This window comes from Rathayibacter sp. AY1F9 (assembly GCF_002932155.1).
GTDB lineage: Bacteria > Actinomycetota > Actinomycetes > Actinomycetales > Microbacteriaceae > Rathayibacter.
Genome location: NZ_PSVA01000001.1, coordinates 97,610 through 121,102 on the forward strand (window position 1 = coordinate 97,610; position 23,493 = coordinate 121,102).

A 23,493-nucleotide genomic window follows, 5' to 3' on the forward strand; every position below is an offset into this window, starting at 1 on the left:
GGCCCGCAGACCACCCCCGGAAGGAAACCATGAGCACCACTCCCACCCCCATCGGCCGCGTCCTGATCACCGGAGGAGCCTCCGGGCTCGGTGCGGCCGTCGCCGCCGCGGTCGCCGCCGCCGGCGGCACCCCGATCGTGCTCGACCGCGACGTCTCGTCGGTGAAGGAGGGCGTCGCCGCCTACCAGGTCGACGTCGCGAAGACCCGCGAGGCCGAGAAGGCGGTCGTCGAGATCGCCCGCGAGCACGGCGGGCTCGACGCCGTCGTGACCGCGGCCGGCATCGACCGCTGCGGCCGCCTCGTCGACGTGGAGCCGGAGGAGTGGGAGCGCGTCATCTCCGTCAACCTCCTCGGCACCGCGGCCGTCGTCCGGGCGGCGCTGCCCTTCCTCACCGAGACCCACGGCCGCGTCGTCACCGTCGCCTCCTCGCTCGCGATCAAGGCCGTCTCGGACGCGACCGCGTACTGCGCCTCGAAGTTCGGCGTGCTCGGCTTCACCCGCGCGCTCGCGGCCGAGACCAAGGGCGAGATCGGAGTGACCACGCTGATCCCGTCGGGCATGAAGACGCGCTTCTTCGACGACCGCGACGAGCAGTACAAGCCGGGCCCGGACGCGCTGCTGAACGACCCGGAGAACGTGGCGAACGCCGTCATGTTCGTCCTCGGCCAGCCGCGCGGCTGCGAGGTCCGCGAGCTCGTCATCACGCACGAGGAGGAGCCGTCCTGGCCGTGATCCGCTGATCCGGGCGCGCCCCGGATCCCCCTCCGCGAGACGCCGCCTCGGTTCGCACGCCCCGGCGCGTCGCGTACCGAGGTGGCGTCTCGCGGTTCAGCGGGTGGAGGCGAGCACCCCGCGGACGTCCTCGAGCACGGCCTCGACGCGCACGTCGCCGACGAACGTGACGTCGTGCTCGCAGCGCGGAGCGGTCCAGCCGACCTGCGTGGCGTCGCGCCCGCAGACCGGGCAGTGCGTGGTCCAGCTCAGCTGCACCCGGTGGCGCTGCCGCCCGAGGGCCGCGGCGTTGATCGCGTTGCCCACCCAGAAGATCCCGACCGTCGGAGCGCCGACCGCGGCGGCGAGATGGCGGGGTCCGGAGTCGTTGCCGAGCACGAGGTCGGCGAGCGAGAGCAGCGGAGCGAGGTCCGGAAGGTCCACGACGCCCGCCCAGGAGACCGCTCCCGGCGCTCCGGCGACGATCTCGTCGGCGGCGGGCACGTCCGAGGCGTCGCCCACCACCAGCACGCGCGCGCCGTCCGCCAGCAGCTCCGTCGCCACGGCGGCGAAGGAGGCGGCGGGCCAGCGGCGGCGGGGATCGGTCGCGCCGGGGTGGATCAGCACCAGCGGTCCGCCCGCGGGCAGCGCCGCGGCGAGGCGGTCCCGCCGCTCCGGATCCACGGCGAGCGCCGGCTCGAGGCGTGTCGCGGGCGCTCCTGCCAGCCCGACGATCTCGAGCGCCCGCAGCATCTCGTGCTGGTAGTAGACGTAGGGGATCGTGCGCTCGAGCTCCGCGGCGTCGTCGGTGCGCGACCCGACCGTGTGGCGCGCGCCGAGGCGCTGGAGGAACGGGTTGGAGTAGCGCCCGCCGCCGTGCAGCTGCACGGCCAGGTCGAAGCGGCGCGCGCGCATCCGCTCGGTGAAGTCCTCGACGACCCGGGGGTCCTCCCCCTCTCCGTCGCGGACGCCCTGCGCCACCGGCAGGATCTCGACGTCGGCGATCGGCGACTCGACGCCCGTCAGCAGGACCCGGTGCGCGGGCGTCCCGAGCAGGGTGATATCGGCTCCCGGGTAGGCGGCCGCGAGGGCGTCGACGGCGGGCAGCGCGAACAGCAGGTCGCCGAGTCCGCCGCCGCGCAGGACGGCGATCCTCTCGACTCCGGCGAAGGGCTCTCGGAGGGGGGCGATGGCGACCACGACGGGTTCCTCTCAGGTGCGGAGGGCGCGCGGGCGCCGCTCCGGGGACGGTGCACTCCTCCACTTCCCCGCCGGGACCGATCCGAAACCGGATCGGCGGCGAGCCCCCGTCGCCGATCCGGGGGCGGATTCCCGAGGCGGCGTGTCTAGGCGCGCACCACCCGGGTACCGGACGGATGCGTCCGCCACTCCGCGGGCGCCCCCGACCGAGAGGTGACCGTGACCATCGACATCACGACCCCCGCCACGACCGCCGCCGACGCCGTCCGCCGCGCGCGGACCGCGTTCCCCGCGTGGGCCGCCACCGCGCCCGCCGAGCGCGGCGCCCTGCTCCGTGCCGCCGCCCACCGCGTGGCCGAGCGCGAGCAGGAGCTCGCCGACCTCAACACGCAGGAGACGGGCAAGCCCGCCGGCGACGCCCTGGGCGGCGTCCGCGCCGGTGTCGACACGCTGCTCCAGTACGCCGAGCTCGGCCCGCTGCACCGCGGGAGGAGCCTGCGCGGAGGGGCGCTCAACGTCGATCTCGCCCTGCCGCACCCGCGCGGTGTCGTGCTCGCCCTCACTCCGTGGAACGACCCGGTCGCCGTCGCTGCGGGCCTCCTGGGCGCCGCGATCGTCTCCGGTGACGTCGTCGTGCACAAGCCGAGCGAGCGCAGTCCGGGCACGGGCGCCCTCTTCACGAGCATCCTCGCCGAGGCGCTGCCCGAGGGCGTGCTGACCCTGGTCGAGGGCGACGGGGCGGTCGGCGACGAGCTGGCGCGCACCGAGGGCGTCGACGTCCTCGCCCACGTCGGCTCGACCGCCACCGGCCGCGCGCTCGCCCGGGTCGCCGCCGTCACCGGCGCGCACGTGATCCTCGAGAACGGCGGCAACGACGCGCTCGTCGTAGACCGCGACGTCGATCCGGTCTGGGCCGCCGAGCAGGCCGCGCTGGGCGCCTTCGCCAACGCCGGCCAGATCTGCACCTCCGTCGAGCGGATCTACGTGCACCGCGACATCGCCGAGGCGTTCACGGCGGCGCTGGTCGCCGAGGCCGACCGCTGGAGCGCGGGCCCGCTCCCCCGCCTCGTCGACGCCCGCATGCGCGACGCCGTCCACGAGCACGTCACGGAGGCGCTCGGCAGCGGCGCGCGCGCCCTCACCGGCGGCACTCCCGGGGACGGCACCTTCTACCCCGCGACCGTCCTGGCCGACTGCACCGAGTCGATGCTGGTGATGACGGAGGAGACCTTCGGGCCCGTCGCGCCGATCCGCGTCGTCGACTCCTTCGACGAGGGCCTGGACCTGGCCGCCGCGAGCCCCTACGGCCTGGCCGCCTCGATCCTCACCGCCGACATGGAGCACGCTCACCGCGCCGCGGCGACGCTGCCGGTCGGCACAGTCAAGGTCAACGGCGTCTTCGGAGGAGCGCCGGGCGGCAGCGCCCAGCCCCGCGGAGCATCCGGCTCCGGCTTCGGCTACGGCCCGGAGCTGCTCGACGAGATGACCACCACCACGGTCGTGCACTTCGGCCTGCCCGTCCTGCCGGGAGGCGCGCGATGAGCCTCGAGGGCTCGGCGCTCCAGCGGGCGAGCGCCCTCCTGGCGCACGTCCACGAGCGCCCACCGGTCGTCGCCGTGATCGGGGACCTCATCCTCGACTCCTGGTGGCTCGGCGAGGCGGAGCGCGTCACGCGGGAGGCGCCCGCGCCGGTCCTGCGGCTCGAGGACGTCGTCGACGTCGCGGGCGGGGCCGCCAACACCGCCGCCAACCTGCGCGCGCTGGGCGCCGTCGTCCGCACGGTCGGTGTGGCCGGACGCGACTCCGAGGGCGACCGGCTCGTGCGCGCCCTCGACCGGGCCGGCCTGGACACCTCCCGGGTCGTCCGCACCGGCGCCGCGACGACGATCAAGACCCGCGTGGTCGGCGGCGACAGCGTGATGCTGCGCGTCGACTCCGGCCCGCACCGCCCGGCCGACGACGAGCTGGCCCTGCTCGCCGGTGCCGCCGCCGAGGCCGCCGCGGGCGCCGACGCCGTCCTGGTCTGCGACTACGGCTCGGGGATCCTCCGCGAGGCCGTCGAGCGCCTGCTCGCCGTCGAGCGCCCCGGCCTCCTCGTGGTCGACGCGCACGAGCTCTCCGACTGGGCCTTCGCCCGGCCGGACCTCGTCACTCCGAACGCCAAGGAGGCGGAGCGGCTGCTCGGCGGCTCCCTCGGCCGCGGGACGGAGCGGGCCGCCGCCGTGCGCGACGCGGCGGACGACCTGCGCGCCCGCTCGGGCGCCCGGCACGTCGTGGTCACCCTCGACCGGGACGGCTCTACCGCCCTCGACGCCGACGGCACGGTCAGCCGCACCTTCGCTCAGCCAGCGGAGGAGAAGCAGGCGTCCGGCGCCGGCGACACCTTCGCCGCGACCGCCACCCTCGCCCTCGCCGCCGGCCGCTCCCTGGCCACCGCCGTCGATCTGGCGCAGGCCTCCGCCGACGTGGTCGTGCAGCGCCCCGGCACCTCCGTCTGCTCGGGCGACGACCTGCTCGCCTCCCTCGCCGCTCCCGGCGCCGTCGTGCTCGGCGAGGACGCCCTCGTCGAGGTCCTCGCGGAGCAGTCGCGCCGCGGTCGCCGCGTGGTGTTCACCAACGGCTGCTTCGACGTCCTGCACCGCGGCCACACCGCCTACCTCCGCCAGGCCCGCGAGCTCGGCGACGTGCTCGTGGTCGCGGTGAACGACGACGACTCCGTCCGGCGGCTGAAGGGCGAGGGACGGCCGATCAACCCGGAGGGCGACCGCGCGGGCGTGATCGCCGAGCTGGGCTGCGTCGACTACGTGACGCTCTTCGGCGGAGACACCCCCATCCCGCTGCTCGAGCGCGTGCAGCCCGACGTCTACGTGAAGGGCGGGGACTACAACCCCGACATGCTCGCGGAGGCGGCCGTCGTGCGCTCCTACGGGGGCGTCGTCACCACGGTCGGCTACGTCTCGGAGCACTCCACGACCGAGATGGTCCAGCGCATCCGATCGGCCGCGCCGTGACCAGCCGCCGGTGGTCCGGGCGCTGGGGGGTCCCGGAGGCTCCCCGGCAGCCGCTGATCGACGTGCTGGTGCCGACGGTCGGCCGCCGTGCCGAGCTCGCCGCCACGCTCGCCGGACTCGCCGCTCAGGACGACCCGCCCTTCCGCGTGATCGTGAGCGACCAGTCCGAGGACGCGGTCGCCGAGAGCGACCCGACGATCCTCGCGATGCTGCGCGTGCTGGAGGCGCAGGGCCGGGCTCCGGTGGTGCGCCGGCACCTGCCCCGGCGCGGGCTCGCGGAGCAGAGGCACTACCTCCTCTCCCTCGCCACCGCCCCGGCCGTCCTCTTCCTCGACGACGACGTGTGGCTCGAGCCGGGCACGCTCTCGCGGCTGCACGAGGCCCTCGAGCGCCTCGACTGCGGCTTCGTCGGCTCCGCGGTGCAGGGCCTGTCCTACCTCGAGGACGTGCGCCCGCACGAGACCGAGTCGTTCGAGACCTGGGAGGAGCGCGTGGAGCCCGAGCGGGTGCGGCGCGGAACCCCGGAGTTCGAGCGCTGGCCGCTGCACAACGCGGCGAATCTCACGCACGTCGCCGCCCGCCTCGACGTCCCGGAGGGCGCCTGGCGCGCGTACCGGGTCGCCTGGCTGGGCGCGTGCGTCCTCTACCGCCGCGACGCCCTCCTGGCCGTCGGCGGCTTCGACTTCTGGGAGCAGCTGCCCCCGGAGCACAGCGGTGAGGACGTCGCCGCGCAGTGGCGCGTCATGGAGCGCTTCGGCGGCGCGGGCCTCGTGCCCAGCGGCGCCGTGCACCTCGAGACGCCCACGACGGTCACCGACCGGCGCGTCGACGCCTTCGACCGGCTCTTCGCCGAAGAGCACTCGTAACACTCAGCAAGGCGACGAAAGGACAGCACGATGGACGCACCCAACCCGATCCAGATCCAGAAGTACCTCTCGGGCATCGACTACCCCGCCTCGAAGGACACGATCGTCGAGACCGCGGAGAAGGAGGGCGCGGACGGCGACGTCCTCGAGGCCCTCCGTGCGATCCCGGACGGCGACTACGAGAAGCCCACCGACGTGAGCTCGGCCGTCTCGAAGGTCTGACCCCCTCCGCGGGACGCCGCTCCGGTGCACGGCACGCCGTGCCTGTCGTACCGGAGCGGCGTCCCGCGAGCGGCGATCGGCCGGCGCGGAGAGCCGGGGTCAGGCGGAGGCGTGCTCGCGCTCGCGCAGGACGCCGGACTCGAGCGCCTGGAACGACAGCACCTTGTAGCCCTCGGACTCGAAGAAGATCGTCGCCCGGTCGGCCTCCACGCTCATCACGGTGCCGGCGCCCCACTCGCGGTGCTCCACCGACTCGTCGACGCTCAGAGGGGCGTCCACGGGCGCCTCGACGGTCTCGCCGCTCGCCTCGTGCCGCTCGCAGCCGTCGCAGTTGCCGCACCACTCGGCCGACTCCACGCCGAAGTAGTCCAGCAGGACTCGGCGGCGGCACTGGCTGGTCTCCGCGTACGCGCGCATCATCGACAGGCGCGACTCCGCGATCCGCTCGCGGGAGGCCAGAGCCTCCTTCACCGCGTGCACGGCCTCGTCGCCGGAGGCCTCGCGCGTCCCGCGCAGACCGGAGCCGGTCTCCACCAGCCCCGCGTCCGCGAGATCGTTGACGATCCGGACGATCGTGCGGGCCGGCTTCCCCAGCTCCTTCGCGAGAGCCGCGGAGTCGAGCCCCGGCTGCTCCGAGACGGCCGCCCAGATCACGCGCAGCGCGGCCTTGTCGACCGAGCGCTTGGCGAAGAAGCGGCGGAGACCCAGATCCTCGGCGCGGTAGTGCAGCGCGCCCGTGGCCGGCTCGCCGTCGCGGCCCGCGCGGCCGATCTCCTGGTAGTAGGCGTCGAGCGACTCGGTGGTCGTCGCGTGCAGCACGAAGCGGACGTCGGCCCGGTCGATGCCCATCCCGAAGGCCGAGGTCGCGACGACGACGTCGAGCTCGCCGGCGCGCCACTGCTCGTGCACGACCTTGCGCTCGGACACCTTGAGTCCGGCGTGGTACGCCGCGACCCGGCGCCCCTCCGCCGCGATGTCGGCCGCGTAGGCCTCCGTCTCCTTGCGGGTGGCGACGTAGACCAGGCCCGGAGCCGTCCAGCTGCGGGCCTCCTCGACCACGGCGGCGCGCTTCTCGTTCTCGCTCTCGTGGCGGTGCACCACCAGCCGGATCTCCGGACGGTCGACGCCGTGCACCTGGATCTCGGGGTCGGTCATCCGGAGGCGCTCGATGATCTCGTCGCGCACCGGCCCGGAGGCGGTGGCGGTCATCGCGAGCACCGGCGGGTCGCCGAGCTCGCCGCGCACATCGGCCAGGCGGAGGTAGTCGGGGCGGAAGTCGTGGCCCCAGGATGAGACGCAGTGCGCCTCGTCGACGACCAGGAGCGACACTCCCGCGGCCGCCAGGCGCGCCACGTTCTCGGACTTGGCGAGCTGCTCGGGCGCCAGGAGCACGTAGAGCGGGCCGCCCTCGTCGATCCGGTCCCAGGCGCGGGCGACGGCCGCGGCGCCCTGGGAGGAGTTGATCGCGACGGCGGGCGCGGCCGCCGGAGCCGCCTCGATCGCGGCGAGCTGGTCGGCCTGCAGGGCGACGAGCGGGGAGACGACCAGGACGACGCCGCCGCGCTCGGCTCCGGCGATCTGGTAGACCGCGGACTTGCCGCCGCCCGTCGCCAGCACCAGCAGCGTGTCGCGCCCGGAGGCCGCCGACTCGATCGCCTCGCGCTGACCGGGGAGCAGCGACGACCAGCCGAAGTCCTCCCGGGCGATGCGGCTGACGGAGTCGGTGCGGGAGGAGTTCATAGCTCGACGCTACGACCAGACGGCCTCGGAGGCAGTCCGCTTGACAGCGCCGGGGAGCACGGTGAAGGCGCGTCGCCCGGCCTCGCGGCCCGCCTCTGCCCCCTCGCCCCCGCGCTGTCAACGTCCTGCGGAGGGGCCCGTCGCGTGCTGGGCTGGAGCCCCGACGAGAGGAGCCGACATGGCCGACCAGAACGTGAACGAGGACCTTCCCGGATCCGGCGGCGACGCCGCCCCGAACACCGGCGGCGCGCAGACGGTGCTGCCCGGCGAGGACGCGGCCGACGCCTCCGCAGCGGGGGCCGTTCCCGGGGGCACCGCGATCGACCGCGGTGTCACGGACGCCGTGACCGACGGCGACAGCGGAGGGGACACCGTCTCCGGCGACGCCGACCTGCCGGACGAGACCGAGGGCGCGGTCGGCAGCGACCCGGCGAGCGCCGACTGACGTCCCGCTCGGACGCGTCCGGCCCGCCGGATCCGAGGATCCTTGCGGGCCGGAGGCGCTCGTCCCTCCGCGGAGGAGGGCCCGGGCTCAGCGCCGGACGACCACCGGGTTGAACAGCGTGCCGATGCCCTCGACGTCCACCGCGACGGTGTCCCCGTTCGCGATCGGCCCGACGCCGGCGGGCGTCCCGGTGAGGATCACGTCCCCGGGGAGGAGCGTGAAGATGCGCGAGACGTAGGCCACGAGCTCGGGCACCCCGTGGATCATGTCGCCGGTGCTGCCCGACTGCTGCACGCGCCCGTTGACGCGCGTCTCGATCGCGCTCTCGTTCCAGACGAACTCGGTCTCGATGACCGGACCGAGCGGGCAGAAGGTGTCGTAGCCCTTCGCCCGCGCCCACTGGCCGTCGGAGCGCTGGAGGTCGCGCGCGGTGACGTCGTTGGCGATCGTGTACCCGAAGACCACGTCCTCGTAGTCCTCCGCGCGGACGTTGCGGGCCACGGCGCCGATCACGATCGCCAACTCGCCCTCGAACTCCACCTGCTGGCTGTCCTCGGGGAGGACGATCGCCTCGTCCGGGCCGATGACCGACGTGTTCGGCTTGAGGAACACCAGCGGCTCCGCCGGGGCGTCGCCGCCCATCTCGGCCGCGTGGTCGGCGTAGTTCTTCCCGATGCCGACGACCTTGGAGCGCGGGATCACCGGCGCGAGGAGCTTCGCCTCCGCGATCGGGATGCGCTCCCCCGTGGTGTCGAACCCGGCGAACATCGGGTCGCCGGCGAGCACGACCAGGTCGTCCTCGTCCACGATCCCGAAGTGGATCGCTCCCCCGTTGTCCCCGTCGCGCTGCGTGGCGAATCGTGCGATCTTCATGCGTCCAGCCTCGTCATCCATCCGTGCGTGTCCTCGCGGCGTCCGTACTGGATGCCGGTCAGCTCCTCGCGGAGCGACATCGTGAGCTCCCCGGCGGGCGCGCCCTCGCGGCCGACGGAGAAGCCCTCGCCCTTGAGCTCGGCGATCGGGGTGATCACGGCGGCGGTCCCGCAGGCGAACACCTCGACCACGTCGCCGGAGGCCACCCCGTCGCGCCACTCGTCGATGCTCACGCGGCGCCGCTCGACGCGGTGGCCGCGGTCCTCGGCGAGCTGCAGGACGCTGTCGCGCGTGATGCCCTCGAGGATGGAGTCCGATTCCGGGGTGACCAGCGTGCCGTCCTTCTTCACCAGCACCACGTTCATGCCGCCGAGCTCCTCGATCCACTGCGACTCCTGCGAGTCGAGGAAGAGGACCTGCGCGCAGCCGTGGCTGTAGGCCTCCTGCTGCGGAAGGAGGGAGGAGGCGTAGTTGCCGCCCGTCTTCGCCGCTCCCGTGCCGCCCTTGCCCGCCCGGGCGTAGGAAGTGGAGAGCCAGATCGACACGGGGGCGACCCCGCCCGAGAAGTAGGCGCCGGCGGGGCTGGCGATCACGTAGTAGCCGACGTCCTCGGCCGCGCGCACGCCGAGGAACGCCTCCTGCGCGAACATGAACGGGCGCAGGTAGAGGCTGGTCTCCGGCTCCGAGGGGACCCAGTCGCCGTCGACCGCGATCAGCTGCCGCAGCGACTCGACGAAGAGGTCCGTCGGGAGCTCCGGCAGCGCGAGGCGGCGGGCCGAGCGCTGCAGGCGGCGCGCGTTCGCCTCCGGGCGGAAGGTCCAGACGGAGCCGTCCTCGTGGCGGTAGGCCTTCATCCCCTCGAAGATCTCCTGCGCGTAGTGCAGGACGGCGGCGGCGGGGTCGAGCGCGAGCGGGCCGTAGGGCTCGACGCGGGCGCTGTGCCAGCCGTCCGTGCGGGTCCAGCGGAGGCCGACCATGTGGTCGGTGAAGTGCATGCCGAAGCCGGGATTCGCGAGGATCCGGGCGCGCTCCTCGGCGGAGCGGGGCGCGGGGGCGGCGGTCACCTCGAAGGCGAGGTCGGCGGGGGCGGAGTCGGTGCTCATCGTGGTGGTGTCCTTCTGCGGGGGATCAGCGGAGGCGGGCGACGACGGAGTCGCCGATCGCGGCCGTGGAGCGCGGGGTGCCGTCGCGCGACTCGATGTCGGCGGTCACGGCTGCGGTGACGCGCGCGGCCTCGTCGCTCCGGCCGAGGTGGTCCAGCAGCATCGCCGCCGAGAGGATCGCGGCGGTCGGGTCGGCGAGCTGCCGTCCGGCGATGTCGGGCGCGGACCCGTGGACCGGCTCGAACATGCTGGGGAACGCGCCGTCGGGGTTGATGTTGCCCGAGGCCGCGAGTCCGATGCCGCCGCTGATCGCGCCGGCCAGATCGGTCAGGATGTCGCCGAAGAGGTTGTCGGTGACGATGACGTCGAACCTAGCAGGGTCGGTCACGAGGAAGATCGTGGCGGCGTCCACGTGGAGGTAGTCGACGGCCACGTCCTCGAAGGCGGCCCCCACCTCGTCGAGGATCCGCTTCCAGAGGGAGCCGGAGAAGACGAGGACGTTCGTCTTGTGCACGAGCGTCAGCCGGGAGCGCCGCGCGCGGGCGAGCTCGAACGCGTGGCGGACGACGCGCTCGACCCCGTAGGCGGTGTTGACCGACACCTCGTTGGCGACCTCGTGCGGGGTGCCCTGCCGGATCGAGCCGCCGGTGCCGACGTAGGGGCCCTCCGTGCCCTCGCGGACGACCACGAAGTCGACCTCCCCGGGAGCCGCGAGCGGCGAGGGGACGCCCGCGTAGAGACGGGTGGGCCGCAGGTTGACGTAGTGGTCGAGCTCGAAGCGCAGCCGCAGGAGCAGCCCGCGCTCGATGTTCGCGTCCCGGAGGCGCGGGTCGCCCGGTGCTCCGCCGACGGCGCCCAGGAGGATCGCGTCGTGCCCCGCGATCGCCGCGAGGTCCTCGTCGGTGAGGACGTCGCCGGTCTCGAGGTAGCGGGCGGCGCCGAGCGAGAAGGTGGTCGTCTCGAGCACCAGGTCGGAGTCGGCGGTGACGGCGTCGAGGACCTTGACGGCCTCGGCGGTCACCTCGGGCCCGATCCCGTCTCCGGGGATGACGGCGAGCTTCACGGTGCGGGGCATGGCGGTCCTCAGGCGTACGGGGTCGGAGTCCCCCCAGCGTACTCGCGGCCCGCCCGCGCCGCGGTCCGGGGCACGCGCCCCCCGTCGGGCTGGCGAGGGCCGCCCGGGAGGCGCTGCGCGTCCCGGGCGGCCTCCCTCGGGAGGAGAGGAGGAGCGTCAGCTCCGGCGGAGTCGCCAGGCGCCGACCGCGGCGGCGGCCAGCACGAGGACGACACCGAGCCAGGCCGACCAGCCGACGCCCGAGTCGAACGCCGCGCTCGCCGACGCGACGAGGCTCGCGGCGGAGTCGGCGGGCAGCTCGCCGGCGACCGAGACGGCGCCGCCGAGGGTCTCCCCGGCCCGCTGCGCCTGCGCGGCGTCGAGGCCCTCGGGCAGCACGACTCCCCCGCGGTACACGGCGGTGAGGACCGTGCCGAGCGTCGCGGTGCCGAGGACGGCACCGAGCTCGTAGGCGGTCTCGGAGACGGCGGAGGCCGCACCGGCCTTGTCGGCGGGCGCGTTGGCCAGGATCAACTCGTTCGACACCGTCTCGGCCGCACCGATGCCCAGGCCGAGGAACGCGAAGGCGACGGCGACGGTGAGCGCGGACGCTCCTCCGGGCGCCCCGCTGCCGAGGGCCAGCAGGATGTACCCGACGGCCGAGACCAGCAGTCCGGCCGGGACGACGAGGCGCGGAGCGACGCGGCGCGCGATCGGCACCACGCCGAGCCCGGCCAGGATCATCACGGCGAGGCCCGGCACGAGCACGAGGCCCGCCTCCAGGGGCGAGAGCCCGACCACGAGCTGCAGGTGCTGCGAGAGGAAGAAGAGCCCGCCGACCAGCGCGGTGACGCTGAGGAGGTTGACCACGATCGCCGCACTGAACGAGCCGCGGCGGAAGAGCGAGAGATCGAGCATCGGCGAGGCCCGGCGCTGCTGGCGGCGGACGAACAGAACTCCCGAGACGACGCCCACGACGAGCGCCGCGACGCCGACCGCGTCGATCCCGTGCTCGGCGAAGGACTTCACCGCGTAGACGACCGGCGCCATGGTCGCCAGCGACAGCAGGATGCTGACCACGTCGACCGGGCCGGGCTGCGGGTCGCGCGACTCCGGCACCAGGATCGGCACCAGGACGACCAGCGGGAGCAGCACGGGCACCGCGAGCAGGAACACCGACCCCCAGGGGAAGTGCTCGAGCAGCACGCCGCCGACCAGCGGGCCGATGCCCGAGCCCACGGCAAAGCCGGTCGCCCAGATCGCGATCGCGAGGCGGCGCTGGTCGCGGTCGGGGAAGACGCTGCGCAGGAGCGAGAGCGTCGAGGGCATCAGCATCGCGCCGAAGAAGCCCAGTGCCGCGCGGGCGCCGATGAGCGCCGCGGCGGTGGGAGCGAACGCGGCCACGACCGAGACGGCGGCGAAGCCGACCGCGCCGACCAGCAGGAGGCGCCGCCGCCCGACGCGGTCGCCGAGACTGCCCATCGCCACCAGCAGGCCCGCGAGCACCAGCGGGTAGGCGTCGACGATCCACAGCAGCTCGGTGCCGGAGGGGCCCAGATCCTCGGCGATCGAGGGGAGCGCGAAGTTCAGCACCGTGTTGTCGACCGAGACCAGCAGCACCGGGAGCATCAGCACCGCGAGCGCCACCCAGGCGCGTCGCCCGACCCGGTCGGCGGCGCCGGCGGTGTCGTGGGTGGAGACGGGAGCGGTGCGCGCGGACACGGGGACGACCTTTCAGAGGAGAACGGAGAGAGTATACCGTCCAGCCGGTACAGTCGCCACTGATCCGCCGTAGGATGGTCGCCGTGCCTCCTGCCCCCGCCCGCGACCGCGTCCTCGACGCGTTCGAGCAGCTCCTCATCGAGCAGGGCGAGCGCGCCGCGACCCTCGACGCCGTCGCCCGCGAGGCCGGAGTCTCCAAGGGCGGGCTGCTCTACCACTTCCCCTCGAAGGACGCCCTCGTCGACGGGCTCCTGCAGCGCCTCGACGCGCGGCGGGAGGCGGACGTCGCGCAGAGCCTCGCTGCTCCCGAGGGCGTGGTCGCCTACCTGCTGCGCACCTCCTTCGCCGCCGACTCGGCCTTCGACCGCACGATCCTCGCCGTGTCGCGCATCGCGCAGGGGCACGACGAGCGCGCCAGCGGGGGCCTCGCGCGGATCCACGACAGCTGGAACGAGGTGGTCGCCGACGCCGTGGGCGACCCGCTCGTCGCCCGGGCGATCGTCCTGATGAGCGACGGGCTCTACTACAACTCCGCCCTGCTCCCCACGGGCTCGCAGTCGCGCGGCGAGGCCGAGGACGTCCTCGCGGTCGTCCAGCGCCTCCTCGGGAGCTGAACCGCGCCGCCCCGGCGGACCCGCTACAGCTCGACGACGCCGTCGATCAGGGTCACCGTCGCGCCGCCGATCCAGATCGCGCCGTCCGTGCTCTCGACGCGCACGCGCCCGGCTCGGCCCAGCGCCGCCCCCTGAGCGGCCGTGTAGCGCTCGGGCAGCACGCCGCTGCCGATCAGCCACTGGGCGATCCCCGCGTTGAGGCTCCCCGTCACCGGATCCTCGGACACACCGGCGTCGGGGATGAACGCCCGCACCTCGACCGCGCACTCGCCTCCCGCCGGATGCTCGCCCACGACGCCGACGGGGAGCCCGGCGAGGAGAGCCTGGTCCGGCCGCAGCGCGAGGACCTGCTCCGCCGACGCGAGCCGCACGGCCAGCCAGCCGGGACCGTTGTCGACCCACTCGTGGTCGAGGATCTCGGCGCGCGGGATCCGCAGAGCCGCAGCCACCCGCTCGAGCGTCGCCTCGTCGACCGGTCCGGTCCGCCGGCGGGGCGGGGCGGCGAAGGCGATGCCCTCCTCCGTCACCCGCAGTCGGACGAGACCCGCGGCGCACTCCTGCACGAGCTCCCCCGCCGCGCGGGCCGTCCCTCCGGCCGCGAGCCAGGCGTGCGCGCTCCCGAGGGTCGGGTGCCCGGCGAAGGGCAGCTCCCCGCCCGGCGTGAAGATCCGCAGCCGGTAGTCGGCCGCGGGGTCGCTCGGGCGGAGGAGGAAGGTCGTCTCGGAGAGGTTCGTCCAGCGCGCGAACTCCGCCATCGCGGCGTCGCCCACGCCGTCGCCGTCGACGACGACCGCCACCGGGTTGCCCCGGAACGGCGCGGCGCCGAAGACGTCGACCTGAGCGAACCGCCGCGTGCTCACTGCTCGGTGATGTCGATCTCCTGCATGAGGTCGGCGTCGATCGCGACGCGGACCTTCTCGAGCAGGCCGTCGGGGGCGGGAGAGTCGATGGTGATCACCGAGAGCGCCTTGCCGCCCGCCTCGGTGCGCGCGATCTGCATGCCCGCGATGTTGACCGCGGCGTCGCCGAACTCGCGGCCGTAGACCGCGACGATCCCGGGGCGGTCGACGTAGCTCATGACGACGAGGTGCTTCGCGAGGGGGACCTCGACGTCGTAGCCGTTGATCGCCACGATCTTCTCGACCTGCTTGGTGCCGGTCAGCGTGCCCGAGACCGAGATCTGCGAGCCGTCCGAGAGCGCGCCGCGCAGCGTGATCACGTTGCGGTACTCGTCCGAGACCGGCTCCGTGATCAGGCGCACCTCGATGCCGCGCTGCTCCGCGAGCACCGGCGCGTTGACGTAGGACACCGTCTCCGAGACCACGTTGGTGAACACGCCCTTGAGAGCCGCCAGCTTGAGGACCTTCACGTCGTAGCCGGCGAGCTCGCCGCGCACCTCGACGTCGATGGAGGTGACCGGCGAGTCCGCGAGGCCCGAGAAGACCTGGCCGAGCTTCTCGACCAGCGGGATGCCGGGGCGCACGTACTCGTCGATCACGCCGCCGGCGACGTTCACGGCGTCCGGCACGAGCTCGCCCGAGAGCGCGAGGCGCACCGAGCGGGCGACCGAGACACCGGCCTTCTCCTGCGCCTCGTCGGTCGAGGCTCCGAGGTGCGGAGTGACGACCACGTTCTCGAGGGCGAGCAGCGGCGATCCGGTCGGCGGCTCCTTGACGAACACGTCGAGCCCGGCGCCGGCGATGGTCTTCGCGACGAGCGCGCGGTGCAGCGCGTCCTCGTCGATGAGGCCGCCGCGGGCCACGTTCACGATGAACGCCGACGGCTTCATCAGCGCCAGCTGATCGTCCGAGATCATGCCGGTCGTCTCGGGGGTCCTCGGCATGTGGATCGTGATGAAGTCGCTCTCGGCCAGCAGCTCCTCCAGGGAGAGGAGCGTGACGCCGAGCTGCTGCGCGCGGGCGCTGGTCACGTAGGGGTCGTAGGCGACGACGTTCACGCCGAAGGCCTGCAGGCGCGCGGTGATCAGCGCGCCGATGCGACCGAGGCCGATGATGCCGACGGTCTTCTCGTAGAGCTCGACGCCCGTGTACTTCGAGCGCTTCCAGAGGCCCTGCGCGAGCGCGCTGTGCGCGGCGGGGATGTGGCGGGCGAGGCTCAGGATGTGGCCGACGGTGAGCTCGGCGGCCGAGATGATGTTCGAGGTCGGCGCGTTCACGACCATGACGCCCGCAGCGGTCGCGGCGGTGATGTCGACGTTGTCCAGACCCACACCGGCGCGGGCGATCACCTGGAGCGAGGGGGCCGCGGCGATCGCCTCCGCGTCGACCTGCGTCGCGGAGCGCACGAGGATCGCGTGCGCCGTGGCGAGGGCCTCGAGCAGCGCCGGGCGGTCGGTGCCGTCCACGGAGCGGATCTCGAAGTCGGGACCGAGCGCGTCCACGGTGGCGGGCGAGAGTTCTTCGGCGATCAGGACGACCGGCTTTGTCACGAGAGGCGCTTCCTTCGGAGAGGGGACGGAGCGGGCACCGAGGCGGGGGCGTCGGCAGCCCCCCGACACTGTAGCGGAGGGGTGGGCGCGCCCCGCGCCGTGTGACGCCGCCGGTCAGCTCAGCGAGACCAGGCTCTCGACGCCGAGGACGAGCTGCACGTCGAGCGAGAGCGCCGCCGAGAGGCAGAGGGCCGCCGCGAGCAGTCCGACGAGCGCCGGGAGCCCCCGGCGGCGCCCGAGCAGGACGGCGGCGACGAAGCAGGCGACCGGCAGCACCAGGCCGAGCAGGAGCACCGCCCAGCCCGTCGGATTCAGATCGGTGCCGAGGGAGGCCGCGTAGCTGCGCAGGCCGATCAGGTTGCCGACCGCCTCCCAGACGTCCCAGGCGAAGAAGAGCGCGAACACCACGGCGGCGAGGACGGAGGCGGCCAGGCGCCGGCCGGGCCGGTCGCGCCGGCCGGTCCCGCCGAGGGTGGCCCGGGTCGAGTCGGTCATCAGGCCCCCTTCAGGAACGGCAGCGGAGCGAGGAGGACGAGTCCGGCGACCAGCCAGAGCACGCGGATGCGCACCCGGGCGTCGCGGGTGGCGAGGAGCGCCACGGCGAACCACACCGGCGGCGCCAGGACCGCCAGCCAGAGCCCGAGCGAGTAGAGGGCGCCGCCGAGCGCATCGCCCGCGAAGCCGGCCGTGGCGACCGGCGACTGCCGCGTCGCCGTGATCGCCCAGGCGATGGCGTACAGGAGGTAGAGGCCGGCCGCGATGCCCGCGGCGATCAGCAGAGCGGACGAGGACGCGGCCTCGTCGGCGGGGTCCTCGACCTCGGGGTCGTCGTCGTCCGAGCCGTCGTCCGCCGGGCCCGCCCCCGCGACCGCGCGGGGCGTCCGGCGCACGCGCGCCGTCCCCGCGGCGAGCGTCGGGTCCGCGCCCTCGCCCGCCCACTCCAGGGCCTCGTCGTCGGCGTCGTCCTCCGGGCCGGCGTCCGGCCCGCGGTCCACCGGCGGGGTCGCCGCGTCGTCGTCCTCCGGGGAGCGGCCCGGTCCACCATCGATCACCGCAACACCCTAGCCGCGCGCACCTCGCAGGAGGCTCGGAGCCCGCCGCCGCCTCCCCGACACCCGGCGGACACCCCGCGTCCTCCCCCGGGGGCGAGGCTGAACGGATGGACGACCGCCGCCGCCGCTTCGTCGCCCTCGGCGACTCCTTCACGGAGGGGGTCGGCGACCCGCACCCGCGCCTGCCGAACGGAGTGCGCGGCTGGGCCGACCGCGTCGCCGAGCGCCTGGCGAAGGCCGAGCCGGGCTGGGAGTACGCGAACCTCGCCGTCCGCTCGAAGCGCCTCGCCCAGATCACCGAGGACCAGCTCGCGCCCGCCCTCGCGCTCCGCCCCACCCTGATCACGCTGTACGCCGGCGGCAACGACATCCTCGACCTCGGCACCGACACCGTCGATCTGATCACCCGCTACGAGGCGCTCGTCGACGCGCTCGCGACCACCGGCGCCTCCCTCGTGCTCTTCACCGGCGTCGACATCCCGGGACTGCCCGCCCCGCGGATGTTCCTGCGCCGCAACCACCTCTACAACAGCGCCGTCCGCCGGATCGCCCGCGAGCGGGGCGCGATCCTCGTCGACTACTGGGCGATGCGGGAGTTCCACTCCCCCGTGCTCTGGTCGCCCGACCGGATGCACCTCTCCAAGCGCGGGCACCGCGTCCTGGCCGGCCGAGTGCTCGACACGCTCGGCGTGCCGCACACGATCTCGACCGGGCCCTGGGACGCCCCCGAGCCGCTCCGCCTCCGCGCGCGGCTGCGCGAGCAGCGCCGCTGGGCCGCCGACTGGGTCCTCCCCCTCGTCGGCCGCAAGCTGCGCCGGGTCACGCTCGGCGACCACCTCTCGCCCCGGTGGCCGGACCCCGTCCTCGTCCCGCCGAAGGGCGGTCTCCGCCGTCTCGTCCGCGAGCTCGAGCGGTAGTCGCGCCCCGGACGCGGAGGAGCCCCGGCCCGGCGAGGGGATCCCGGTGGACGGGTCCCTCGTCGGGCCGGGGCTCCCCCGGTCGACGCGGTGCGACTAGCGCGCGACGCTGCCGTCGGTGTAGTCCTCGTCGGTCTGCTTCCAGGCGAAGAGCTTGCGCAGCTCGCGGCCGGTCTCCTCGATCGGGTGCTTCTCGCCCTTGGCGCGCAGCTCCTGGAACTCGGGTCCGCCCGCGTCCTGGTCGCCGATGAAGCGCTTCGCGAAGGCGCCGCTCTGGATGTCGCCGAGGACGGCCTTCATGTTCTCCTTCACGCGCGGGTCGATGACGCGCGGGCCGGAGACGTAGTCGCCGTACTCGGCGGTGTCGGAGACGCTCCAGCGCTGCTTGGCGATGCCGCCCTCCCACATGAGGTCGACGATGAGCTTGAGCTCGTGCAGCACCTCGAAGTAGGCGATCTCGGGCTGGTAGCCGGCCTCGACGAGGGTCTCGAAGCCGTACTGGACGAGCTGCGAGGTGCCGCCGCAGAGGACGGCCTGCTCGCCGAACAGGTCGGTCTCGGTCTCCTCGGTGAAGGTGGTCTTGATGACGCCGGCGCGGGTGCCGCCGATGGCCTTCGCGTAGGACTTCGCGGTCTCCCAGGCGGTGCCGGTCGCGTCGTTCTCGACGGCGATGATGTCCGGGATGCCGCGGCCGGCGACGAACTCGCGGCGCACGGTGTGGCCGGGGGCCTTCGGCGCGATGAGGATGACGTCGACGCCCGCGGGCGCCTCGATGTAGCCGAAGCGGATGTTGAAGCCGTGCGCGAAGGCGAGGGTCTTGCCCTCGGTCAGCGCGGACGCGATCTGCTCGCTGTAGATCGCGCGCTGGTGCTGGTCCGGCGCGAGGATCATGATCAGGTCGGCCCAGGCCGCGGCGTCGGCGACGCTCTTGACCTCGAAGCCGTCGTCCTCGGCCTTGGCGGTCGACTTCGACCCCTCCTTCAGCGCGATGACGACCTGGACGCCGGAGTCGCGGAGGTTCTGCGCGTGCGCGTGGCCCTGCGAGCCGTAGCCGACGATCGCGACCTTCTTGGACTGGATGATGGAGAGGTCGGCGTCGGCGTCGTAGATGAGCTCGGTCACGTGGTGAGTCCTTTTCTGTAGTGGAGAGTTCGCGGTCAGTTCTTGAAGACGCGCTCGGTGATCGACTTGGAGCCGCGCCCGATGGCGAGCAGGCCCGACTGCGCGATCTCCTTGATGCCGTAGGGCTCGATCACCCGCAGGAACGCGTTGGTCTTGCCGGTGTCGCCGGTGACCTCGATCACCAGGGCGTCCGTCGCGACGTCGACCACGCGGGCGCGGAAGAGCGTGACGGCCTCGAGCACCTGCGAGCGCGTGACGTTGTCGACGCGGACCTTGACGAGCAGGTGCTCGCGCTGGACCGACTGGTCGGTGTCGAGCTCGACGATCTTGATCACGTTGACGAGCTTGTTGAGCTGCTTCGTGACCTGCTCGAGCGGCAGGTCCTCGACGTCCACGGCGACCGTGATGCGCGAGAGCCCGGCCAGCTCGGTCGGACCGACCGCCAGCGACTCGATGTTGAAGCCGCGGCGGGCGAACAGCCCGGCGACACGGGTGAGCAGTCCCGGCTTGTCCTCGACGAGCAGGGAGAGAACGTGGTGCGTCATGCGGGTCTACTCCTCGTCGTCCCAGGTCGGGCTGTGGTCTCGGGCGTACTGGACGTAGCTGTTGGACACGCCCTGCGGGACCATCGGCCAGACCATGGAGTCGCGGCTGACGACGAAGTCGATGACCACGGGCCGGTCGTTGGTGGCGATGGCGAGACGGATGGCGTCGTCGATCTCCTCCGGCTTCGTGACGCGGATGCCGAGCGCGCCGTAGGCGTCGGCGAGCTTCACGAAGTCGGGCACCCGGACGGTGTCGTGACCCGTGTTGAGGTCGGTGTTGGAGTAGCGGCCCTCGTAGAACAAGGTCTGCCACTGGCGCACCATGCCGAGCGAGGAGTTGTTGATCACCGCGACCTTGATCGGGATGTCGTTGATCGTGCAGGTGGCGAGCTCCTGATTGGTCATCTGGAAGCAGCCGTCGCCGTCGATCGCCCACACGGTGCGCTCGGGCTCGCCGACCTTGGCGCCCATCGCCGCGGGCACGGAGTAGCCCATGGTGCCGGCGCCGCCGGAGTTCAGCCACGAGTTGGGGCGCTCGTACTTGATGAACTGCGCCGCCCACATCTGGTGCTGGCCGACGCCGGAGGCGAAGACGCCCTCGGGGCCGGTGATCTCGCCGATGCGCTTGATGACGTACTGCGGCGAGAGCAGGCCGTCGTTCGGCTCGGTGTAGCCGAGCGGGAACTCCGTCTGCAGGCCCTTGAGGTAGCTCCACCACTCGGAGGTGTCGGCGCGGCCGTCGGCGGAGGCCTTGGCGAACGCGTCGGTGAGGTCCGGGAGGACGTCCTTGAGGTCGCCCACGATCGGCACGTCGGCGGTGCGGATCTTGGAGATCTCGGCCGGGTCGATGTCGACGTGCACGACCTTGGCGTGGGGCGCGAAGAGCGCCGCCTTGCCGGTCACGCGGTCGTCGAAGCGCGAGCCCAGCGCGAGGATCAGGTCCGCCTCCTGCAGCGCGAGCACCGCGGGGACGGTGCCGTGCATGCCGGGCATGCCCAGGTGCTGCTCGTGCGAGTCCGGGAACGCTCCGCGCGCCATCAGCGTGGTCACCACGGGGGCGCCGCAGGCCTCGGCGAACGCCTTCAGCTCGGCGGCCGCGCGGGCGCGGATGATGCCGCCGCCCACGTAGAGCACCGGCTTCCGCGACTCGACCAGCAGCTGGGCCGCGGCCTGGATCTGCTTGCCGTGGGCCTTCGTGACCGGACGGTAGCCGGGCAGGTCGATCTTCGGCGGCCAGAGGAACGGCGCCTGGTCCTGCTGCGCGTCCTTCGTGATGTCGACCAGCACGGGGCCGGGGCGGCCGGTGGTGGCGATCAGCGCGGCGGAGGCGAGGGCCGAGGGGATGTCCTCGGGACGCGTCACGAGGATGGAGTGCTTCGTGATCGGCATCGTGATGCCGACGATGTCCGCCTCCTGGAACGCGTCGGTCCCCATGAGCGTCGAGAACACCTGGCCGGTGATCGCGAGCATCGGGACGGAGTCCATGTAGGCGTCCGCGATCGCGGTGACCAGGTTGGTCGCTCCGGGGCCCGAGGTCGCGATGCAGACGCCGAGCCTGCCGGTCGCCGAGGCGTAGCCCTCGGCGGCGTGGCCGGCGCCCTGCTCGTGGCGGACCAGGATGTGCCGGATCTTCGAGGAGTCCATCAGCGGGTCGTAGACCGGGAGGATCGCGCCGCCGGGCAGGCCGAAGACGTCCTCGATCCCGAGCATCTCGAGCGAGCGGACGACCGCCTGCGCTCCGGTGAGGACCTCGGCCGCGGGGGCGGCCCCGGGAGCGGAGGCGGGTCGGGGTGGCTGGGGCGTCGGTGCGGGCTGCACGGCGGACGGATCCGGAGTCATGCGGGTGTCGATTCCTTCAGGAGGTGGTGCGGCGGCGGGCAGAGCCGGAGGCGAGTGCCCGGGAACGCGAGTGCGCGGCCGGCCGGAGCGGGCCGGGTCACCCGGTGACGGCGCCCTCGGCTGCCGAGCGGACGAGCTTGGCGTACTTGGCGAGGACACCGCGGGTGTAGCGCGGAGGGAGAGGGGCCCAGCCTTCTCGGCGGGCGGCGAGCTCGGACTCGTCGACGAGTAGGTCGATCGAGCGAGCGGCGATGTCGACCCGAATCGGGTCTCCGTCGCGAACGAATGCGATGGGACCTGCGTCCACCGATTCGGGAGCTATGTGGCCGATGCACAGGCCGGTTGTGCCGCCTGAGAATCGTCCGTCCGTCAACAGTAGTACATCTTTTCCGAGCCCGGCCCCCTTGATGGCGGCGGTGATGGCGAGCATCTCGCGCATGCCGGGACCGCCCTTGGGGCCCTCGTAGCGGATGACCACCACGTCGCCCTTCTCGATCCGGCCCTCGGTCAGAGCGTCCATCGCGGCGCGCTCGCGCTCGAACACGCGGGCCGGACCCTCGAAGACGGAGGCGTCGAAGCCGGCGGTCTTGACGACCGCGCCCTCGGGGGCGAGCGAGCCCTTGAGGATGGTGAGCCCGCCGGTCGCGTGGATCGGGTTGTCGAGGGTGCGGATGACCTCGCCGTCCAGCGGTGCGATGTCCATCGCGGCGAGGTTCTCGGCGACCGTTCTCCCGGTGACCGTCAGGCAGTCGCCGTGGAGCAGCCCGGCGTCCAGGAGCGCCTTCATCACGGCCGGGACGCCGCCGTGGCGGTCGACGTCGTTCATGACGTACTTGCCGAAGGGCTTGAGGTCGCCGATGTGCGGGATCGTGTCGCCGATGCGGTTGAAGTCGTCGATCGTGAGGTCGACCTCGGCCTCGTTGGCGATCGCGAGCAGGTGCAGGATGACGTTGGTCGACCCGCCGAAGGCCATCGCCACCGCGATCGCGTTCTCGAACGCCTCCTTGGTGAGGATGTCGCGGGCCGTGGTGCCGTTGCGCAGCAGCTCGACGACGGCCTCGCCGGACTTGCGGGCGAAGTAGTCGCGGCGGCGGTCGGCGGCGGCGGGCGAGGCGGAGCCGGGCAGGCTCATGCCGAGCGCCTCGGCGACGCTGGCCATGGTGTTTGCGGTGTACATGCCGCCGCAGGAGCCCTCGCCCGGGGCGAAGGCGCACTCGATGCGCTTGGCGTCCTCCTCGGACATGATCCCGGCCTTGACGCCGCCGACGGCCTCGAAGGAGTCGATGATCGTGATGTCCTTCTCGGTGCCGTCCGAGAGCTTGACCCAGCCCGGGGCGATCGAGCCGGCGTAGACGAACACGGCGGCGAGGTCGAGGCGGGCCGCGGCCATCAGCATGCCGGGCAGCGACTTGTCGCAGCCGGCCAGCATGACGGTGCCGTCCAGGCGCTCGGCCATCATCACGGTCTCGACGGAGTCGGCGATGACCTCGCGGGAGACGAGCGAGAAGTGCATGCCCTCGTGGCCCATCGAGATGCCGTCCGAGACGGAGATGGTGCCGAACTGGAGCGGGTAGCCGCCGCCGGAGTGCACGCCCTCCTTCGCGGAGCGCGCGAGGCGCTCGAGCGAGAGGTTGCAGGGGGTGATCTCGTTCCACGAGGACGCGATGCCGATCTGGGGCTTCTCCCAGTCGTCATCGCCCATCCCGACCGCCCGCAGCATCCCGCGCGACGTCGTGGCCTCGATGCCGTCCGTGACGGTGCGCGAGCGGGGCTTCCAATCGATTTCCGGCATGCGATGAGGCTACCGCCTCGCGCGCGGTGCCCCTGCTCGCCGGGCGGACCAGGACCGGCCCGCGCACCCGTCCCGGCCCCGGCCTCCGGCAGCGGCACCGGATGCGGACGTCCCCGCGGATCTCCGACCCGTCGCGAACGGCCGCTCCCCGCGTCGGCGGACGGCCGTCCGCAGCGGGTCGACGGAGCCGCACCGCGAGGGCGGCCGGCGCTGA

At 73.4% G+C, this 23,493-nt stretch carries 22 protein-coding genes; 8 read left to right on the forward strand and 14 right to left on the reverse strand.

From position 1 onward, the window contains the following. Positions 1–29 precede the first annotated feature (29 nt). The gene (locus C5C37_RS00485) at positions 30–734 is read left to right on the forward strand and encodes an SDR family oxidoreductase (RefSeq protein WP_104233229.1); all 705 of its coding nucleotides are present in this window, start codon (positions 30–32) and stop codon (positions 732–734) included. Positions 735–830: 96 nt separating this feature from the next. Here the strand turns inward: C5C37_RS00485 and C5C37_RS00490 are convergent, their stop codons facing one another. Further along, positions 831–1,913 carry a glycosyltransferase family 9 protein gene (locus C5C37_RS00490; protein WP_104287962.1) on the reverse strand — a complete coding sequence of 361 codons (1,083 nt, stop codon included), beginning with the start codon at positions 1,911–1,913 and terminating at the stop codon, positions 831–833. A gap of 219 nt (positions 1,914–2,132) precedes the next feature. On the opposite strand from C5C37_RS00490, the gene C5C37_RS00495 reads away from it, so the two are divergent. The 4 genes from C5C37_RS00495 to C5C37_RS00510 are packed head-to-tail and all read left to right on the forward strand — an operon-like array spanning position 2,133 to position 6,012. Beyond that, entirely contained in the window at positions 2,133–3,455 is a 1,323-nt protein-coding gene (locus C5C37_RS00495) for an aldehyde dehydrogenase (protein ID WP_258063235.1), read from the forward strand. Continuing rightward, the gene (gene rfaE2, locus C5C37_RS00500) at positions 3,452–4,924 is read left to right on the forward strand and encodes a D-glycero-beta-D-manno-heptose 1-phosphate adenylyltransferase (protein WP_104268719.1); all 1,473 of its coding nucleotides are present in this window, start codon (positions 3,452–3,454) and stop codon (positions 4,922–4,924) included. The genes C5C37_RS00495 and rfaE2 overlap by 4 nt, the downstream gene beginning before the upstream one ends. Continuing rightward, positions 4,921–5,790 carry a glycosyltransferase family A protein gene (locus C5C37_RS00505; protein ID WP_219814456.1) on the forward strand — a complete coding sequence of 290 codons (870 nt, stop codon included), beginning with the start codon at positions 4,921–4,923 and terminating at the stop codon, positions 5,788–5,790. The genes rfaE2 and C5C37_RS00505 overlap by 4 nt, the downstream gene beginning before the upstream one ends. A 30-nt stretch (positions 5,791–5,820) precedes the next feature. Beyond that, positions 5,821–6,012 (forward strand): DUF2795 domain-containing protein, encoded by a 192-nt coding sequence (locus tag C5C37_RS00510; protein WP_104223528.1) that lies wholly within the window; start codon positions 5,821–5,823, stop codon positions 6,010–6,012. Between the two features lie 99 nt (positions 6,013–6,111). On the opposite strand, the gene C5C37_RS00515 is transcribed toward C5C37_RS00510, so the two are convergent. After that, positions 6,112–7,752 (reverse strand): RecQ family ATP-dependent DNA helicase, encoded by a 1,641-nt coding sequence (locus C5C37_RS00515; protein WP_104338258.1) that lies wholly within the window; start codon positions 7,750–7,752, stop codon positions 6,112–6,114. 178 nt (positions 7,753–7,930) lie between these two features. On the opposite strand from C5C37_RS00515, the gene C5C37_RS00520 reads away from it, so the two are divergent. Continuing rightward, positions 7,931–8,197, forward strand: coding sequence for a hypothetical protein (locus tag C5C37_RS00520; RefSeq protein ID WP_104274355.1), 267 nt, complete (start codon positions 7,931–7,933; stop codon positions 8,195–8,197). Between the two features lie 87 nt (positions 8,198–8,284). On the opposite strand, the gene C5C37_RS00525 is transcribed toward C5C37_RS00520, so the two are convergent. The 4 genes from C5C37_RS00525 to C5C37_RS00540 all read right to left on the reverse strand — a co-directional run bounded on the left by C5C37_RS00525 (position 8,285) and on the right by C5C37_RS00540 (position 12,949). Then, positions 8,285–9,070 (reverse strand): fumarylacetoacetate hydrolase family protein, encoded by a 786-nt coding sequence (locus C5C37_RS00525; RefSeq protein ID WP_104233223.1) that lies wholly within the window; start codon positions 9,068–9,070, stop codon positions 8,285–8,287. Then, positions 9,067–10,173: a branched-chain amino acid aminotransferase gene (locus C5C37_RS00530; RefSeq protein WP_104226252.1), complete on the reverse strand. Its 1,107-nt coding sequence runs from the start codon at positions 10,171–10,173 to the stop codon at positions 9,067–9,069. The genes C5C37_RS00525 and C5C37_RS00530 overlap by 4 nt, the downstream gene beginning before the upstream one ends. Before the next feature lie 25 nt (positions 10,174–10,198). After that, a complete protein-coding gene (locus tag C5C37_RS00535; protein ID WP_104338259.1) occupies positions 10,199–11,248 on the reverse strand; it encodes a 3-isopropylmalate dehydrogenase in 1,050 nt (349 codons plus the stop codon). A gap of 156 nt (positions 11,249–11,404) precedes the next feature. Beyond that, a complete protein-coding gene (locus C5C37_RS00540) occupies positions 11,405–12,949 on the reverse strand; it encodes an MFS transporter (protein WP_258059394.1) in 1,545 nt (514 codons plus the stop codon). Positions 12,950–13,023: 74 nt separating this feature from the next. Between C5C37_RS00540 and C5C37_RS00545 the strand changes: the two genes are divergently transcribed. Continuing rightward, entirely contained in the window at positions 13,024–13,563 is a 540-nt protein-coding gene (locus tag C5C37_RS00545) for a TetR/AcrR family transcriptional regulator (RefSeq protein ID WP_208543367.1), read from the forward strand. Positions 13,564–13,586: 23 nt separating this feature from the next. Here the strand turns inward: C5C37_RS00545 and C5C37_RS00550 are convergent, their stop codons facing one another. The 4 genes from C5C37_RS00550 to C5C37_RS00565 all read right to left on the reverse strand — a co-directional run bounded on the left by C5C37_RS00550 (position 13,587) and on the right by C5C37_RS00565 (position 17,064). Continuing rightward, a complete protein-coding gene (locus C5C37_RS00550) occupies positions 13,587–14,423 on the reverse strand; it encodes a PhzF family phenazine biosynthesis protein (protein ID WP_104268716.1) in 837 nt (278 codons plus the stop codon). Continuing rightward, the gene (gene serA / locus C5C37_RS00555) at positions 14,420–16,012 is read right to left on the reverse strand and encodes a phosphoglycerate dehydrogenase (RefSeq protein WP_104223535.1); all 1,593 of its coding nucleotides are present in this window, start codon (positions 16,010–16,012) and stop codon (positions 14,420–14,422) included. Before serA ends, C5C37_RS00550 begins: the two co-directional genes overlap by 4 nt. Before the next feature lie 114 nt (positions 16,013–16,126). Continuing rightward, entirely contained in the window at positions 16,127–16,507 is a 381-nt protein-coding gene (locus C5C37_RS00560) for a hypothetical protein (RefSeq protein WP_104319217.1), read from the reverse strand. Next, positions 16,507–17,064, reverse strand: coding sequence for a hypothetical protein (locus tag C5C37_RS00565; RefSeq protein WP_104272733.1), 558 nt, complete (start codon positions 17,062–17,064; stop codon positions 16,507–16,509). Before C5C37_RS00565 ends, C5C37_RS00560 begins: the two co-directional genes overlap by 1 nt. Before the next feature lie 107 nt (positions 17,065–17,171). Between C5C37_RS00565 and C5C37_RS00570 the strand changes: the two genes are divergently transcribed. Beyond that, complete coding sequence (locus C5C37_RS00570; RefSeq protein WP_104223538.1) at positions 17,172–17,981, forward strand: SGNH/GDSL hydrolase family protein; 810 nt, start codon at positions 17,172–17,174, stop codon at positions 17,979–17,981. A gap of 96 nt (positions 17,982–18,077) precedes the next feature. Here C5C37_RS00570 and ilvC read toward each other — a convergent pair whose 3' ends face one another. The 4 genes from ilvC to ilvD form a co-directional block, all read right to left on the reverse strand. Continuing rightward, on the reverse strand, positions 18,078–19,103 hold the full coding sequence (ilvC, locus tag C5C37_RS00575) for a ketol-acid reductoisomerase (protein WP_104223539.1): 1,026 nt from the start codon (positions 19,101–19,103) through the stop codon (positions 18,078–18,080). Positions 19,104–19,138: 35 nt separating this feature from the next. Further along, complete coding sequence (gene ilvN, locus C5C37_RS00580) at positions 19,139–19,648, reverse strand: acetolactate synthase small subunit (protein ID WP_104223540.1); 510 nt, start codon at positions 19,646–19,648, stop codon at positions 19,139–19,141. Between the two features lie 6 nt (positions 19,649–19,654). Beyond that, positions 19,655–21,487, reverse strand: a complete 1,833-nt coding sequence (locus C5C37_RS00585) for an acetolactate synthase large subunit (protein ID WP_104268713.1) — start codon at positions 21,485–21,487, stop codon at positions 19,655–19,657. 97 nt (positions 21,488–21,584) lie between these two features. After that, complete coding sequence (ilvD, locus tag C5C37_RS00590) at positions 21,585–23,279, reverse strand: dihydroxy-acid dehydratase (RefSeq protein ID WP_104233215.1); 1,695 nt, start codon at positions 23,277–23,279, stop codon at positions 21,585–21,587. Positions 23,280–23,493: the final 214 nt, after the last annotated feature.

Coding starts and splice junctions, on each gene's coding strand:
- C5C37_RS00525 (WP_104233223.1), bottom strand. CDS start 9,070: ATGAAGATCGCACGATTCGCCACGCAGCGCGACGGGGACAACGGGGGA.
- C5C37_RS00520 (WP_104274355.1), top strand. CDS start 7,931: ATGGCCGACCAGAACGTGAACGAGGACCTTCCCGGATCCGGCGGCGAC.
- ilvD (WP_104233215.1), bottom strand. CDS start 23,279: ATGCCGGAAATCGATTGGAAGCCCCGCTCGCGCACCGTCACGGACGGC.
- C5C37_RS00585 (WP_104268713.1), bottom strand. CDS start 21,487: ATGACTCCGGATCCGTCCGCCGTGCAGCCCGCACCGACGCCCCAGCCA.
- ilvN (WP_104223540.1), bottom strand. CDS start 19,648: ATGACGCACCACGTTCTCTCCCTGCTCGTCGAGGACAAGCCGGGACTG.
- C5C37_RS00530 (WP_104226252.1), bottom strand. CDS start 10,173: ATGAGCACCGACTCCGCCCCCGCCGACCTCGCCTTCGAGGTGACCGCC.
- C5C37_RS00485 (WP_104233229.1), top strand. CDS start 30: ATGAGCACCACTCCCACCCCCATCGGCCGCGTCCTGATCACCGGAGGA.
- C5C37_RS00515 (WP_104338258.1), bottom strand. CDS start 7,752: ATGAACTCCTCCCGCACCGACTCCGTCAGCCGCATCGCCCGGGAGGAC.
- C5C37_RS00570 (WP_104223538.1), top strand. CDS start 17,172: ATGGACGACCGCCGCCGCCGCTTCGTCGCCCTCGGCGACTCCTTCACG.
- rfaE2 (WP_104268719.1), top strand. CDS start 3,452: ATGAGCCTCGAGGGCTCGGCGCTCCAGCGGGCGAGCGCCCTCCTGGCG.
- C5C37_RS00535 (WP_104338259.1), bottom strand. CDS start 11,248: ATGCCCCGCACCGTGAAGCTCGCCGTCATCCCCGGAGACGGGATCGGG.
- C5C37_RS00560 (WP_104319217.1), bottom strand. CDS start 16,507: ATGACCGACTCGACCCGGGCCACCCTCGGCGGGACCGGCCGGCGCGAC.
- C5C37_RS00510 (WP_104223528.1), top strand. CDS start 5,821: ATGGACGCACCCAACCCGATCCAGATCCAGAAGTACCTCTCGGGCATC.
- C5C37_RS00545 (WP_208543367.1), top strand. CDS start 13,024: ATGGTCGCCGTGCCTCCTGCCCCCGCCCGCGACCGCGTCCTCGACGCG.